Annotated in this window: 13 protein-coding genes; 7 read left to right on the forward strand and 6 right to left on the reverse strand. The window is 62.5% G+C overall.

All coding sequences use genetic code 11. The annotated features are described in order from the left end of the window. The coding region (locus CW354_RS23760) for a hypothetical protein (RefSeq protein WP_207764630.1) at positions 1-194 on the forward strand (194 nt) is incomplete at its 5' end. Between the two features lie 65 nt (positions 195-259). Here CW354_RS23760 and CW354_RS20480 read toward each other — a convergent pair. Then, positions 260-1,294, reverse strand: a complete 1,035-nt coding sequence (locus tag CW354_RS20480; RefSeq protein WP_104828498.1) for an IS110 family RNA-guided transposase — start codon at positions 1,292-1,294, stop codon at positions 260-262. A gap of 54 nt (positions 1,295-1,348) precedes the next feature. Between CW354_RS20480 and CW354_RS20485 the strand changes: the two genes are divergently transcribed. Continuing rightward, entirely contained in the window at positions 1,349-2,623 is a 1,275-nt protein-coding gene (locus tag CW354_RS20485) for a ComEC/Rec2 family competence protein (RefSeq protein ID WP_104831978.1), read from the forward strand. On the opposite strand, the gene lexA is transcribed toward CW354_RS20485, so the two are convergent. From lexA to trpD, 3 genes are all read right to left on the reverse strand, one after another. After that, positions 2,620-3,342 carry a transcriptional repressor LexA gene (lexA, locus tag CW354_RS20490; protein WP_104831979.1) on the reverse strand — a complete coding sequence of 241 codons (723 nt, stop codon included), beginning with the start codon at positions 3,340-3,342 and terminating at the stop codon, positions 2,620-2,622. The two genes, CW354_RS20485 and lexA, sit on opposite strands and share 4 nt — an antisense overlap. A gap of 182 nt (positions 3,343-3,524) precedes the next feature. After that, on the reverse strand, positions 3,525-4,322 hold the full coding sequence (gene trpC / locus CW354_RS20500; RefSeq protein WP_104832385.1) for an indole-3-glycerol phosphate synthase TrpC: 798 nt from the start codon (positions 4,320-4,322) through the stop codon (positions 3,525-3,527). Continuing rightward, positions 4,319-5,338 carry an anthranilate phosphoribosyltransferase gene (trpD, locus tag CW354_RS20505; RefSeq protein ID WP_104831981.1) on the reverse strand — a complete coding sequence of 340 codons (1,020 nt, stop codon included), beginning with the start codon at positions 5,336-5,338 and terminating at the stop codon, positions 4,319-4,321. The genes trpC and trpD overlap by 4 nt, the downstream gene beginning before the upstream one ends. A 187-nt stretch (positions 5,339-5,525) precedes the next feature. Here trpD and CW354_RS20510 point away from each other — a divergent pair, with 187 nt between their 5' ends. Continuing rightward, positions 5,526-6,557, forward strand: a complete 1,032-nt coding sequence (locus tag CW354_RS20510) for a divergent polysaccharide deacetylase family protein (protein ID WP_165793880.1) — start codon at positions 5,526-5,528, stop codon at positions 6,555-6,557. Positions 6,558-7,069: 512 nt separating this feature from the next. On the opposite strand, the gene CW354_RS20520 is transcribed toward CW354_RS20510, so the two are convergent. Beyond that, positions 7,070-8,911 carry a DUF885 domain-containing protein gene (locus CW354_RS20520; RefSeq protein ID WP_104831984.1) on the reverse strand — a complete coding sequence of 614 codons (1,842 nt, stop codon included), beginning with the start codon at positions 8,909-8,911 and terminating at the stop codon, positions 7,070-7,072. Between the two features lie 156 nt (positions 8,912-9,067). Continuing rightward, positions 9,068-10,963, reverse strand: coding sequence for a peptidylprolyl isomerase (locus CW354_RS20525; protein WP_104831985.1), 1,896 nt, complete (start codon positions 10,961-10,963; stop codon positions 9,068-9,070). A gap of 334 nt (positions 10,964-11,297) precedes the next feature. Between CW354_RS20525 and tpiA the strand changes: the two genes are divergently transcribed. The 4 genes from tpiA (at position 11,298) to CW354_RS20550 (ending at position 14,616) form a co-directional block, all read left to right on the forward strand. Beyond that, positions 11,298-12,026, forward strand: coding sequence for a triose-phosphate isomerase (gene tpiA, locus CW354_RS20535; protein ID WP_104831987.1), 729 nt, complete (start codon positions 11,298-11,300; stop codon positions 12,024-12,026). Then, positions 12,023-12,976, forward strand: a complete 954-nt coding sequence (locus CW354_RS20540; protein ID WP_133162403.1) for an alpha/beta fold hydrolase — start codon at positions 12,023-12,025, stop codon at positions 12,974-12,976. The genes tpiA and CW354_RS20540 overlap by 4 nt, the downstream gene beginning before the upstream one ends. Beyond that, positions 12,973-13,239 (forward strand): FAD assembly factor SdhE, encoded by a 267-nt coding sequence (locus CW354_RS20545; protein ID WP_104831989.1) that lies wholly within the window; start codon positions 12,973-12,975, stop codon positions 13,237-13,239. The genes CW354_RS20540 and CW354_RS20545 overlap by 4 nt, the downstream gene beginning before the upstream one ends. Positions 13,240-13,407: 168 nt before the next feature. Continuing rightward, positions 13,408-14,616 carry a GGDEF domain-containing protein gene (locus tag CW354_RS20550; protein ID WP_133162404.1) on the forward strand — a complete coding sequence of 403 codons (1,209 nt, stop codon included), beginning with the start codon at positions 13,408-13,410 and terminating at the stop codon, positions 14,614-14,616. Positions 14,617-14,626 lie beyond the last annotated feature (10 nt).

The raw sequence follows: 14,626 nt of genomic DNA on the forward strand, positions 1-14,626 counted from the left end.
TGTCCGCTTCTCTAATCGGCGGGTCCAGTCAAGCTCCAAATTTAGTTTTCCGCGGTTTCGTATTCACTTGGGTCACGCTTCTCTCCGCAGTCTGTTCGCTTCGTAAGATGAAAAGCGGCTGCATGCATGTGCCGGATTGGTTTGTGGAGAGCCTCGCTTTGAGTCGCGCTTATTATAAGGCGCAGCAGACATAATCGGCTTCATCCACCAACCTCGTCCAAGTGAGGACGATCCCGATGGAACGGGGTGAGGTTTTAGATCATGCAGTTACCTCCGTAGCGTTCCATCGGAAGTCTGTCCCGGCAACCCACATGCGATGCAGGATGACCGCGAGTTTGCGGGCAAGCGCGACGGTTGCTCTACGTCGACCTTTGCTACGCATCAATTTCATAGCCCATGACTTGAGCCTCGATGGATTGCGTGACCGTGTCAGCAGTGAGTTTGCCGCCGAATAAAGATTAGCTCGAACGCCTTCATCTCCCGCGCGGGATATTCGGCCATGATTGTCCATCTCGCCGGATTGAAAGCGTCTTGGCGTAAGCCCGAAGTGTGCGCCAACATTGCGGGAGGATTTAAACCGCGTCGGGTCATCGATAGCCGCCTTAAAGCTCAGCGCCGTAATTTCGCCAACGCCCGGCGCCGTCATGAGACGGGTGCAAACGGGGTCTTTTCGTGCGTACGTCTTTACTCGTCGATCCAGTTCCACAAAGATGACCAGCAATGTTTCATGAGCATCAAGCACCGGCAACAACGCATGTGACAAGCCTTCGTCAGCTTCGATGATGGGCCGCACCTGCTTGGCGAAGTTGTACCGCTTTATCGCCTTCGGCAATCGAATGCCGAAGGCCTTGAACAGACCACGGATTTCGTTTTCCAGATCCAGGCATTTGCGAAGGATTGTTTTTCTGCTGGTGAGAAGCGCTCGTTCACAATGGCTGGAACGGCTTTTCATGTGAACCGGATTGTACCAGCCGGACCGGACGACTTGCGCAATGCCGCGCGCATCATTTTTGTCAGTCTTGTTACGCATGGCGGACAGAGCGGCGCTCACCTGGCGCGCCTCCATGCAAACAACTTCAAAACCCTCAGCGACCAGCCCGTGGAATAGATGCTGGCTCATTGTGCCGGCTTCAAAACCAATCATTTCGACGGGCTTGCCAAAATCACGAATGCAATCAGCGACGTCTTTAATTTCGCATGGCAACGCTCGTTCGAGAGCAATCTTGCCGTCGGCGTCAATGACGCAAAGCGCCAGTGAACGCAGCGCAACATCCAATCCAACGTAGTATTTCATCTTCATCTCCCATCTTGCAGGTCAAAAACTGACCTTGCCACAGGAGCCTGACCGCTGGGCGCCAAGCCCGATTACTCATGCTTTGGGCTTGCGGCGTTCGAGCCGGTCGCCCTGCGCTATCCGATCAAGAAATGGGCGGCTGCGGCGGCGCTCGCCTCCGGCGTTTTTTATCTCATTCTGTCCGGAGGCGGATGGTCGGCGCGCAGGGCCTTCATCATGGCGGCGATCATGTTTGCGGCGATCCTCGTCGACCGGCGTGCGCTATCGCTCAGAAACGTCGCCGTCGCCGCTATCATCATTTTGCTGACAACGCCGGAAGCGCTATTCAGCCCCGGCTTTCAGATGTCTTTCGCGGCGGTGACGGCGCTGATCGCCGCTTATGAATGGATGGGCGCGCGCGCCGACCCCGACCGTCACTTCTCCTTGTTCGCCCTGATTAAACGCTATGCGGCGGGGCTTGCCATAACGGACGTCATCGCGGCGCTCGCAACGGCGCCTTACGCGCTGTTTCATTTCAACCGCGTGGCGCTTTATTCGCTGCCCGCCAATATCGCCGCCATGCCGATCATGGGATTTTTCGTCGTGCCGTTCGCGATCCTCGCGCTGGTGCTGACGCCGTTGGGGCTCGACGCATGGGCCTGGCGCGCAGCGGCCTGGTGGATGGAGCGCATTCTCGACATCGCCGGCTGGGTGGCGGGACTGCAGGGCGCGGTGTCGGTGACGGCGCAATGGCCCTTGTCGGCGATGCTGGCGCTGAGCGCCGGCGGCCTGTGGCTGTGCCTGTCGCGCGCGCCCTGGCGGCTCGCCGGGCTCGCCGCCATTCCCGTGGCGGCGCTGTTCGTCGCCGGCGCAAGACCGCCGGTGCTCTTCGTCTCGCCGACCGGTCTCAATGCGGGCGTCATCGCCGGCAAAGGCGAGGGCGCGCCGGCGCTTTTTGTCCACTCAAGACGGCGCGAGCGGTTCGCGGCGAGCCTGTGGGAAGAGGCGGCGGGGCTCGATCCGGAAAAGGCGCGGCCCGAACGCATGACCGAAATTCTCGCCTGCGACGAAGGCGGCTGCCAGGGCGCAGTGGAAGACCGAAGCGCCGTTATCGCCGCTTTCACGCAAGACAAAATAAGCCTCGCGGAAGACTGCGGCCGCGCCGACCTTGTGGTCGCCTTCTTTCCCGCAAGTCCTGAAGACTGGCGCGCCTGCAAGGCGTATCTCATCGACCGGCGTTCGGTCTGGCGGCGCGGCGCGCATGCGGTGTGGACCAGCCGCAATGGCGATCTCGTCGTGAAGACCGCGAATGAAATCCGCGGCGACCGACCCTGGACGCGGGGCGGCTAGTGGTAGCTTCGCATCAACCCTACAAGCTTGCCCTGAACCGCGACGCGGTCGGGCCCGTAGATGCGGGTTTCGAAATCGGGATTAGCCGCCTCTAATGCGACGGAGGCGCCTTTACGCCGGAGGCGCTTCAGGGTCGCTTCCTCGTCGTCGACGAGCGCCACGACGATGGCGCCGTTCTCCGCATCGGAGCAGCGCTTGATGATCACATAGTCGCCGTCCTGGATGCCGGCGTTGATCATCGATTCGCCCTGCACCTCGAGGATGTAGTGATCGCCTTTGCCGATGAGCGCGTCGGGGGCGTTGAACCGGTCGACCTCGTGCTGGATCGCCTCGATGGGCGTGCCGGCGGCGATGCGGCCGAGCACCGGCAGGTCCACCGAGCCGGCGCCGGCGGGCGCGGCGGCGCGAGGCGCGATCTCGGGCCGGCGGCGCTTGAAATCGCCGTCCACAACGGCCGGTTTGAAACCCCGCTGCGCCGGGGCGGGCGCAGGATCGGCTTTCGCGCCTTCGGGCATTTTCAGGATTTCCAGGGCGCGGGCGCGATGGGGCAGGCGGCGGATGAAGCCGCGCTCTTCCAGCGCCGTGATGAGCCGGTGAATGCCGGATTTCGAGCGCAGATCGAGCGCCTCTTTCATCTCGTCGAAAGACGGGGAAACGCCGGTCTCGGTCAGCCGGTCGTTAATGAAAACGAGCAGTTCATGTTGCTTCTTAGTGAGCATTTCCGCCCTCGATTCTTCTTTCGTCGGCCGGCTTTTCTGTGCCGGGCCGGGATTCGCGCCAGGCGCGGGAAGCCGTCCGCTCTTTCAACGCAGGGCTGTTTGCACGCCCGAAACGACAAAGGAACAAAACGACAACGATGTTCTATGGTTGTTCTTATGCCCCGTCAATGCCTGGCGTTGAATTAAGCAATGGAAACAGGGTGAAGGAGCGCTTTTGTTGCGGCCTTTACATCTTCCTGGCGCATTAGGCTTTCGCCGACGAGAAAGGCCTTCGCGCCATAGCCGGCGAGCGTGACAAGATCCTGATGGCTCCCGATGCCGCTTTCGCTGACCAGAAGCGCCGAGGGCGGGGCGAGGGCCGCCAACCTCGATGTCGTCAGAAGTGAGGTCTCAAAAGTCGCAAGATTCCGGTTGTTTACACCAATAAGCTCAACATTCAATTTAATAGCGCGCGCCATCTCGTCTTCGTCATGGACCTCGACCAGCACATCGAGATTCCATGGCTTCGCGGCGGCCAGCAACTCGCTCGCCTGATCGTCGGAGAGACAGGCCATGATGAGGAGAATGCAATCCGCGCCCCAACTGCGCGCTTCCGCAACCTGATAGGGATCGATCATGAAATCCTTGCGCAGGGCGGGCAGCGCCGTCGCCGCCCGCGCCTCGATCAGGAATTCCGGCGCGCCCTGAAAACTCGGCCCGTCGGTCAGAACGGACAGGCAGGCCGCGCCGCCTTCCTCATAGGCCTTGGCGATGGACGCCGGGTCGAAATCGGCCCGGATGAGCCCCTTGGAGGGGCTCGCCTTCTTTACTTCGGCGATCAGCGCATAGCCGTCCGCGGCTTTTTTCTCCAGCGCCCGTCGAAATCCGCGCACAGGCGGCTGCTCCTTCGCCAGCGCCTCGATGGCGGCGAGGGGCGTCGCGGCTTTCGCGGCGGCGACTTCCTTCTTTTTGTAAGCGATGATGTCGTCGAGAATGGTCATTTGCGCCTGTTCGAGCATGCAACGAGGTTTTCGAGCGCCGCCTTGGCCGCGCCTGTGTCGATGGACTTTTCCGCAAGCCGCGCCGCCGCGTCGAGCGCGTCCGCCTTGCCGGCGACGATCAGCGCTGCCGCGGCGTTCAGAACCGAAATATCGCGATAGGCGCTTTTTTCGCCTTCGAGCAGGCGCCACAGCGCGGCGGCGTTTTCCGACGGATCGCCGCCGGCGAGGTCTTCCGGCTTCGCGCGCGCCAGTCCCGCCTCTTCCGGCGTTACCTCGAACTCCGTTACCTCGCCGTCTTCCAGCGAAGCGACATGGCTCGGGCCCGTCGTCGTCAGCTCGTCGAGGCCGTCGCTTCCATGCACGACCCAGGCGCGCGTCACCCCGAGATGCGGCATGACTTCCGCGATGGGGCGCACGAGCGCGCGGTCGAAGACGCCCATTACCTGCCGCGTCGCGCCCGCCGGGTTGGAAAGGGGGCCCAGCGCATTGAACAGGGTCCGGACGCCGAGCGCCTTCCTCACCGGCGCCACATGCTTCATCGCCGGATGGTGGAGGGCGGCGAACATGAAGCCGACATTAGCTTCCTCGATGCACGCGGCGATCCGCTCCGGAGCGATGTCAAGCTTCACCCCGAGCGACTCCAGCACTTCCGACGAGCCGGATTTCGACGAGGCGGCCTTGTTGCCGTGCTTGGCGACGCGGACGCCGCAGCCCGCCGCGATCAGCGCCGCGGCTGTGGAAATATTGTAGGTGCCGGCGCCGTCGCCGCCGGTGCCGCAGGTGTCGATGACGTCTTTGGGCGCCTCGACCTTGACCGCGTGATCGCGCATCGCCTGGGCCGCCGCCGCGATTTCCGCCACGGTTTCGCCCCGCGCCCGGAGCGCGGAAAGAAAGCCCGCGATTTCAACGTCGCTGGCTTCGCCGGCGAAGAGGGCGTCCATGGCGGCGCGCATCTCCGCAGGCGCCAGGGGGGCGCCGGAGACGGCCCGGGAAAGGTGGGGGGTGAAGGCGCTCATGACCGGCGGGCGGCTCCTTTGCCGGCGGCGGCGTGAGGCATTTGGCGCGTTATGTCGATCAGGAGGATCATTGTCGGGAGAATCAGTAATATTGCTCAGTTTCACTCTTGGTTTAACGCCGCCCGCCAGAGGCGCAAGCATATGAAGGCGGCGAGGAAATGGCTTGCAGAGCGCGGGCATGTTGCGAATGCGCAAAATCAGGGCGGGAAAGCCCCGGCTTTCGGCCCCCCGGGCGGGAAACGCCGGGCTGATCGCGACCGTGGCCATCGCCTTTGCGGGCGTCGCCGTGGGCGCGATTTCCGCCTATATGGGCGAGCGCGGCGCGCGCGCGACGGCGAAAAGCACGAGCGAAACCGCCCAGCCCGCCGAGCCCGAAGACGCCTTTCTCGCCGAGCGCGACCGGATCGTGGCCGAGATCCTGTCCGAACCGGCGCCGGAGCGGCTGACCCCGCCGACCGGCACATTGCGCGCTTACGGGCGCGCCTACCAAACGCAGTCGGCGATCCGGCCGAAAATCGTCATCATCATCGACGATATGGGGATCAACCGGCAGGCGAGCGAAAAGGCGCTGGAACTTCCCGGGCCGCTGACATTTTCTTTCCTGCCTTACGGGCGCGATGTCGCCGAGATCGCCTCGGCCGCCCATGACGCCGGCGGCGAATTGATGCTGCATTTGCCCATGGAGCCGGAAGGCGTCGAAGATCCGGGGCCCCATGCGCTCACTTCCTTCATGACCGGCGCGGAGTTCATGCGCGCCCTCGACTGGAATCTCGGGCGCTTCGACGGCTATGTCGGCGTCAACAATCATATGGGCTCTAAACTCACCGCCGACATTGCGGCGATGAAAACCCTGCTCGGCTATCTCGATCATAAAGGCGTCTTCTTTCTCGACTCCGTGACGACGCCCGACACGGCGGCGCGCCGCGCGGCCCGGGAGCTCGGGCTCGACGTTTATGCGCGCGACGTTTTCCTCGACGCCGAAGCAGGCAGCGAAGAGGCGGTCAGAAGCCAGCTCGCGCTCGCCGAACGCATCGCCCGCAAAACCGGCTATGCGGTCGCCATCGGCCATCCGCGCAAAGAAACGCTCGCCGTGCTCGGACCCTGGCTGACAAGCGCGCCGGCGCGCGGCTTCGATCTCGTCTATGCAAGCGCGCTCAAGACCATTCATGAAAACGCGAAACCCAAAGCGCTCGCCGCCGCGCCGTCTTTGCGGCTGTAAGGCAGGCAAAATTCTCAAATGCCATCTGCCTGCGTCTCGCCACGGCTTGACCGTGGCGTCCAGCGAGGGCCCCGTGGACCCCACGCTTAAAGCGTGGGGACTCGTAAACGGACGGATCGCCGCCGGTCTTTTTCCGTGAAACAATTTGCGTAATTTCCTTCTTTCGATCTCTCTGATTGGCGTCTTTCCTGGCTTTCAGGCCGATTTGGCGCCATTTGCGTAAAAATGTTTCACGGGGGGCGGGGTTTCTTTCCTTCTTCCATAAGCCTGGCGGCGCGCCGCCGGCTTCCGGACGTCTTCACCGCCCCATCATAAAGCGGCGGGCAAAGACGGGGACGAAATTTAATTCATTAAATTTCATCCCCGCATGCGCGTTTGGCCTTATCCTGGCGCCCGCCGCCGGCGCTTGCGCCCATGAGGTCATGAACGGCGCCGGCTTGTGCGGGGGGCGCGTCAAATGAAATAAAAAGGGCGCTGCAGCGCCCTTTAAGTCCTTTACCGCAAAACGCTTATTAAGACGCCTTTTTCTCGGCGATATAGGCGTCGACCATCTCTTCGAGGATCGGCAGCGGCACGGCGCCGTTTTTCAGGACGACGTCGTGATAGTCGCGAATGTCGAATTTGTCGCCGAGCGCCTTTTTGGCTTTCGCGCGCAGTTCAAGGATCTTCATCATGCCGATCTTGTAGGAGAGGGCCTGGCCGGGCAGATCGAGATAGCGCTCGACCTCTTTCGTTGCGTCTTCCTCCGTCATCGGATTGTTGTCGAGCATGAACTGGATCATCTCTTCGCGCGTCCATTTCTTCGAATGGCCGCCAGTGTCGACGACGAGCCGGCAGGCGCGCAGCATCTCGTTTTGCAGCCGGCCGAAATCCTGCATCGGGTCGGTGAAGCGGCCTTCCTCTTTCGCCAGCCGTTCGGCGTAAAGGCCCCAGCCTTCGGTATAGGCGCCGAAGAAAGCGAATTTCTGGAAAGTCGGGACGCCGGTCAGCTCCTGCTGGATCGCGATCTGGAAATGATGGCCGGGCGCGCCTTCGTGATAGGCGACGGTTTCCATCTCGTGCTTTTGTTTTTTCGTCATATCTTTCAGATTGACGTAATAGATGCCGGGCCGCGAGCCGTCCGGAGAAGGGCGGTTGTAAAAAGCGATGGGCGCGGTTTCCTCGCGCCATTCCTCGACCTTGCGCACTTCGAGCGGGGCCTTGGGAAGAATGTTGAAATATTTGTCGACGTCGGCGTAGATCGCGTCGATATAAGCTTTCGACTGGTCTAGATAAGCCTGCTGGCCTTCTTCCGTATTCGGAAAAAAATTCGACGGGTCGGTGCGCAGATAGTCGAAGAACTCAGCGAGCGAGCCGTCAAAGCCGACCTCTTTCATGACGTTCTTCATTTCCTTGCGGATGCGCTTGACCTCTTTCAGGCCGATCTTGTGAATCTCGGCTGCGGAAAGGTCTTTCTCGCTGGTCCAGAACGCGATCCGGTTTTGGTAATAGTCGTCGCCTTCGGGCAGCGCCCAGACGCCGTTCGGCCCTGGCGACTGGTTGCGCAAGCTTTCCACCTTGGCGATAAAATTTTCATAGGCGGATTTATAAGGGCCTGTCAGCGCAGCTTCCACTTCGGACAAAAGCCTTGCCTTTGCTGCGCTATGGATTTCAAGGGCATCGATTTTAGTCTTGAAATCCGCATAGATCGCATTGTCTTCGCCGCTGTCGTCGAAGGGCGCGCCCTTGATCATGTTGGCGCTGTCTTTCAGCACCGGATCGAAAGAGAAAGAGGTTGGGACGACGCCGCGCTCGACGGCCATGTCGATCCCTTCGATCAACTGGTCGATCGCGGGGTCGAGCTTTTCAAGGCGCGAGATATAGGCCTCGGCGTCGGAGACATCGTCCACGCTATGTACGTTCTGCAGGAACGTCGCCGGAAAGGTCGCCGGGTTGTTCATGGTCGAGAAGGCGTAGCCGTGAAACCGGTAGGGGAAGTCGGCGAGCGCGCGTTCCTGCAGGAACTCGAAAATCCGGTAGCTGACCTTCATCTTTTCCGACAGCGCGTCGTAATCGAAATCGGCGCGCAGGCGCGCGAGGTCGTTTTTCACATCCTCGTTCTGGCGGATCGCTTCGGCGTCGGAAAAATCGTCCCACTCGCCATAGCGCTCGGTCTTCATGCCGATCTGAGCCTGCAGGATCGGGCTTTCGGCGAGATTGCGCTGGAAGATGTCTTCGAAAAACGCGGCGAGGCGTTCGTCTTCGGTCTGCGCGGCTTCGGCGGCGTCCGCAGGCTCCTGCGCGTAAGCCCCGGCGGCGGGAAGAACGGCGAGCGCCGTTGTCGCGGCGAGGACCAGTTTCAACGATTTCAGCATGGATCGTGCCCCTTCATGAAAATGAGCGCCCGCCGGCCGGCGGGCGCATTTGCGGGGCAGTGTAAGCCGGTTTGCGGGCGAAAGGCGCGCATTTTTATCGCGCCGCGCTGTCGGTCCGTCGCAAAAGCTCAGCAGGGGAAGGGCTTGCGGCCCGGATTAGTAGCTGTCCGAGAACAGGGCCTCGAGCTGCGACTGGTTGATTTTGACGCCGTAATCCTCGCGGATGGCGTTGATGAAGGCCTCGATCAGCTCCTGGTCGATCTGGCGGCCCACAAGCTGCGCGAGCTGCTCTTGCGCAGCGGGCGGCACGGCGCTGCGATTGAAACCGATTTCACGCACCTCCGCGACCGCCTGGGCGCCGCCGGCGCCGACCGGGGCCGAGGCGAGCCCGCCAAGCTCGGTGAAGAAGATCTTGTCATTGAAGTCTTCATTGATGACGTCGTTCTGGAAGCGCCGGTCGATGATTTCCACGATCGGCGCACGGTCGAACTCGCCGGCGACCTCCTCGAAGCTTTTGCCGGCGGCGACTTCCTCGCGGATCGCAGCGACGGTCCCGGCGATGCGCGCGCGCCGCTCCTTGTCGCGCCAGCGCCGGAGGACGTCGTCTTCGACATCGGCGTAAGGCTTCAACGCGGGCGTCCTGATTTCATGCATGTCGACAAAGAAATAGCCGTCGTCTGACGAGAGCGGCAGGGCTTCGCTCTGTTCGCCTTCGTCAAGCGCGAAGGCTTCGGCCAGCGCTTCGCCCGGGACCTTGTCGATGATGGCGCCGCCGGGCGCGAAGCTGACGCGGTCCACGGGGCCGACGGTCTCGACTTCGAAACCGGCCGCGTCGGCGGCTTCGGCGAGGCCGGCGCCGGTGTCGCGCACTTCCTCGATTTCGTCGATGGCGTCCTGCATGCGGCTCCTGACGTCATTATCGAGATAGGCCTTTTCGAGTTCGGGACGCACCTCTTCGAAGCTGCGGCTTTCGCCCGGCGTCACGTCGACGAGCTGCACCACGGTCCAGCCGAAAAGGCTGCGCACCGGCTCTAAAACGGCGCCCGGCTCGAGCCCGTCGGCGAAAGCGGCGTCGGCGACAGCCGGATCGAGGATGTCGCGCTTGCGGGCGTTCTCGTATGTGGCGCCGTCAAGCGTCATGCCTTTTTCGACGGCCAGCGCTTCGAACGGTTTTCCCTGATTGAGATCGGCGACGGCGGCCTGCGCCTCGGCTTCGGTCTCATAGGTGATCTGATAGATCGTGCGCCGCTCCGGCGTGTTGTACCGGCGCTCCTTGCCGGCTTCGTAGAGCCGGCGCATTTCCTCTTCCGGCGCCTCGAGATCCTTGCGGAAATCTTCGTCGCGCAGGACGAGAAGATCGAAAGTCCGGTATTCGGGCGCGGTGAAGAGCTCCGCATTGTCTTCGTAGAAGGCCTGAAGGTCGTCCGGGGTCGGCTGGGCGGGAACGCCGGCCATCTCGTCCGTCACGGTGAGATAGGCGATGCGGCGGCGCTCGACCTCGCGCAGGATCATGGGCTCCATAAGGCCGCGCGGCGCCGGCGTCGAAGCGGCGAGCGATTCCACAAGCTGGCTGCGGGTCAGGTCCTCGCGCAGGATCTGTTCGAAGGCGGCGACCGTCAGCCCGTTCTGGCGTAAGAGCGATTCCAGCGTGGCGCGGTCAACCTGGCCGGTCGCCGGATTCTGGAACATTTCGGTCTCGTTTAAATATTCCGCAATCGCTTCGCGCGGCAGGGCGAGATTCATTTTTTCCGTATATTGCGACAGCGCGGACTGGGTGACGATGCGGTCGACGACCTGGGCCGGCAGGCCGCTGGCGATCGCCTGCTGGCGGGTGTAGCCGCCGCCGGATTCGCGCACCGCGCGTTGGAAGCTGCGGTCGAACTCGTTGCTGACATAGTTCTGAGAAAAGCTCTCGCCGCCGACCTTGACCGTGGCGTTCGACATCAGCTGGGTGATGCTCGGCACCTGCCACAAGGCGAAGGCCGCGATCAGAAGAATGATGATCACCCAGGCGACTGCGCCCTTCAGCACGCCGCGAACCTGACTAAGCATTGATACCGCCTTGTTTTTCTGGGCCCAGAAGGGCCGCGATTCGAAATTGGCGCGTAACCTAGTGGGGCCCTCGACGATGGGCAAGGGCGGTCCTTTGGAGGCGGCGCCTCAGTTTGCCTTCATCCTGAGGGGCCCCACTCCTTCGTCCTTCGAGACGCAAGCTTTCGGCTTGCTCCTCAGGATGAAGAAGTGGGGCTGTCTCGAAGGGCGAAGGCAAACTGAGGCGCCGCCCTTTTGCGCGCAAGACGGCTGCCGGCGCGGCTGGACAGGCCCGCCGCCATCGCTTACCTCGACGGCGATTTCGCCTGAATTTTAAGAGGGGAGCGCAAGGCCCATGAAACCGCTGATCGCCGGGAACTGGAAAATGAACGGCCTTGCCGCCGCAAGCGCCGAAATCGACGCGCTGATCCGTCTGCTGGGCGGCTCGGCGCCGGACGACCGCGACGTCCTCATCTGCCCGCCGGCGACGCTGGTCGCCGCCTTCGCCGCCAGATATTCCGACGAGGCGATCCAGATCGGCGGACAGGACTGCCACCCCGAGGCGAACGGCGCCCATACAGGCGACATCAGCGCCGAAATGCTGGCCGATGCGGGGGCGGGCTTTGTGATTGTCGGCCATTCCGAACGCCGCGCCGATCACGGCGAAACCGACGCTGTCGTCAAAGCCAAGGCGCAGGCCGCGTTCCGCGCCGGGCTGACGCCGATCGTCTGCGTCGGCGAAACCAAAGACCAGCGCGAAGCGGGCAAGGCGCTCGAGATCGTCGGCGCGCAGCTCGAAGGTTCGCTGCCCGAAACCGGCGAGCCTTTCGTCGTCGCGTACGAACCGGTCTGGGCCATCGGCACAGGGCTGACGCCGACCATCGACGACATCGCGGAAATGCACGACTTCATCCGCTCGAAAACGCCGCAAGGAACGCGGCTGCTTTACGGCGGCTCGGTGAAGCCCGGCAATGCGAAGGAAATTCTCGCCGTCACCAATGTCAACGGCGCGCTTGTGGGCGGGGCGAGCCTTAAGGCCGCAGATTTCCATCCCATCGTCACCGCCGCGCCGGGCGAGATGTGAGCGCCCGATCGCGCATGACGCTCGTCGCCGCCCTCGCGCTTCTGGCTCTTGTCCTGGGCCTTTCGGGATGCGCGACGTGGAATGCGGAAAAACGCGCGCCCGCGCTCGGCGCTTTTGTCGACATCGACGGCGAGCGTCTGCATGTGCTCGACATGGGACCGAGAGACGGCGCAGAGCCGCCGCTGGTTTTAATCCATGGCGCCAGCGTCAATATGCGCGACATGAAGCTGGCGCTTGGCGACCGGCTCGCCGAAAACCGCCGGGTTATCCTCATCGACCGGCCGGGCCGCGGCTATTCCTCCCGGCCCGAAGGCGGCTATCGGCTCGGCGTGCAGGCGCGGCTGATCAAAGGCGCCGTCGACATGCTCGGCGTTGAACAGCCGGTGGTCGTCGGTCAGAGCCTCGGCGGCGCGGTCGCGCTTCGGTATGCGCTCGACTATCAGGACGAGATGAGCGGGCTCGTTCTGCTCGCGGCGGTGAGCCATGAATGGCCGGGCCGCGTCGCCTGGTACAACAAGGTTTCGCAGTGGCCGGTGGCCGGCGTCTTGCTGCGCCGGCTGGTCATTCCCGTCTATGGTCAACTCGCGGCGCAAAGCGGCGTCGCCGGGTCTTTCGCGCCCGATGCGCCGCCGGAAAACTACGCCGAGGACACCGGTCTCGCGCTGTTGTTCCGCGCATCGGATTTCAAGGCCAACGCCGCCGATCTCGCCAATCTGAAAGCCGAGATCGTCGCCCAGCAGGATCGCTATAGCGCGTTGACGCTGCCGACGGCGATCGTGACGGGAACGGGTGACAAGACCGTCAGCCCCGAACGCCATTCAAAAAGACTGGCCGAAGACATCGGCGGCGCGCAATTGACGTTGCTGCCGGAGACCGGCCACGCCTTGCATCACGCCGAAACCGAGACGATCATCGCTATCATCCGCAATCTGACGGCGCCGCAATCATGAGCCAGGACATCGACACCCGCCGCAAGCGCCTCCTTTACCTTGCGACCTATCGCGGCTTCAAAGAAGCCGACCTTCTGATCGGCGGCTTTGCGAAAGCCCATCTTGGCGAGATGGACGAGGGCGAACTCGACCAGTTCGAAGCGCTTTTAAAACAGAACGACCGCGAGCTTTACGCCTGGGCTACGGGAAACGCCGCCGCGCCGGCTAATCTTGAAGGAACGGTGCTCGACAAGCTGAAAGCCTTCGAGATCCCGCGCGGCTGACGCCGTCTTATGAGGCTTTGTCCTTTTCAGAGCTTGTTAACCTTGGCGCAAATTTCCCTTCAAAACTAACCGGGCGTTACGAATTATTCGCTAGGAGCGGAGCAAGGGAAGACGGGTCGAAGTCAAGCAAGTCGGGTCAAGGTGCAGGCGGAAGCGTATTTTCAGTTCATGAATCCGCTGATCTTCCTGTTGTTCGCAGCAGGATTTTTCTGCATTCACGCCATCCGCCCTTCGCGGGCCGTGCTGCTTCTGGCCTTATCCTATGTTGTCGGCGCGGCGGCCTTTATCGTCGATATTTTCGCGCAGGCCGGGCTCCACCTGATCGGCTCCATCCCCATCACCGCCATCTACGCCGGCACGGCGATGCTTTTTTCCGCCGCGCTGACATTGCATTACCGCGGGCATGCGCCATGGCGGCTGTTCGGGTCCGTGTTGGCGGCGCATATGGCCGTCTACAGCTGGTGTTACCTTACATTCGGCTATGGCTGGGGCTCGTCGCTGGCGGCGAATTTCGGCTGCGGCGTCATTTTCGGTCTCGGGCTTTTCCTGATCCGCAAGCACATGCCGCGGAAAATCGACAAGGCCGTATTCTGGCTTTGCGCCGTCGGCGCGTTTCAATGTTTCGCGCGGCCCTTGCTGGTCGCTTACTTCTCCGGCGGCATGACGGCGGAGACGTTCGATCTTCCGGTCTTCCTGATGGTGCTGCAATTCGTCGTCGGCGCCTGCGCGGTCGTCCTCGGCATGACGCTTCTCGTCGCTTTTTCGAGCGAGATCGTTTCCGATCTCGAGCAGCGGTCCGCCACCGACCGCCTGTCCGGTCTTTTGAATCGCCGCGGCTTCGAAGAGGCGGCGGAGCCGATTTTTGAAGCGGGCGGCGGCAAAGACGGCTTCATCACTGTCATTCTCGTGGACATCGATCATTTCAAACGCCTGAATGACGCCAAGGGCCATGCTTTCGGCGATATGGTGATCGCGGAAATGGGCGCGCTGTTGGGCCAATACGCCGATTACGGCCGCTTCGCCGGACGCATCGGCGGCGAGGAGTTCGCCATGCTGCTTGTCGGCGAGCCGTTGGACGCCGCGAGGGACGTCGCCGAAGCCATACGGCGCGATTTCGCCGCCCTGCGGGTCGATAATGGCGATGCGGATGCAGGCGCCTATCGCGTCACGGCGAGCTTTGGCGTCGCCATGCGCCAGCCCGGCGAGGCGCTTCGGGAACTTATGACCCGCGCCGACGAAGCGCTTTATCTCGCCAAGGCCAAAGGGCGCAATCAGATTGCATGCGAAACCGATATCATGGTGCACAAGCTGCGGACTGTAAGCGACGGCGCCAGCGCCGAGCGGCGCAAATTCCGCGACGCCGCGCTCAGCGCCTAAGCCAGCGCGC

The sequence above is a fragment of the Hyphococcus luteus genome (genome assembly GCF_002943565.1).
In the GTDB taxonomy this organism is placed as follows: domain Bacteria; phylum Pseudomonadota; class Alphaproteobacteria; order Caulobacterales; family Parvularculaceae; genus Hyphococcus; species Hyphococcus luteus.

Excerpts from the sequence above, each read along its gene's own strand:
- CW354_RS20510 (WP_165793880.1), top strand. The coding sequence starts at position 5,526 with ATGCGCAAAATCAGGGCGGGAAAGCCCCGGCTTTCGGCCCCCCGGGCG.
- CW354_RS20550 (WP_133162404.1), top strand. The coding sequence starts at position 13,408 with ATGAATCCGCTGATCTTCCTGTTGTTCGCAGCAGGATTTTTCTGCATT.
- trpD (WP_104831981.1), bottom strand. The coding sequence starts at position 5,338 with ATGAGCGCCTTCACCCCCCACCTTTCCCGGGCCGTCTCCGGCGCCCCC.
- tpiA (WP_104831987.1), top strand. The coding sequence starts at position 11,298 with ATGAAACCGCTGATCGCCGGGAACTGGAAAATGAACGGCCTTGCCGCC.
- CW354_RS20480 (WP_104828498.1), bottom strand. The coding sequence starts at position 1,294 with ATGAAATACTACGTTGGATTGGATGTTGCGCTGCGTTCACTGGCGCTT.
- CW354_RS20525 (WP_104831985.1), bottom strand. The coding sequence starts at position 10,963 with ATGCTTAGTCAGGTTCGCGGCGTGCTGAAGGGCGCAGTCGCCTGGGTG.
- trpC (WP_104832385.1), bottom strand. The coding sequence starts at position 4,322 with ATGACCATTCTCGACGACATCATCGCTTACAAAAAGAAGGAAGTCGCC.
- CW354_RS20520 (WP_104831984.1), bottom strand. The coding sequence starts at position 8,911 with ATGCTGAAATCGTTGAAACTGGTCCTCGCCGCGACAACGGCGCTCGCC.
- lexA (WP_104831979.1), bottom strand. The coding sequence starts at position 3,342 with ATGCTCACTAAGAAGCAACATGAACTGCTCGTTTTCATTAACGACCGG.
- CW354_RS20545 (WP_104831989.1), top strand. The coding sequence starts at position 12,973 with ATGAGCCAGGACATCGACACCCGCCGCAAGCGCCTCCTTTACCTTGCG.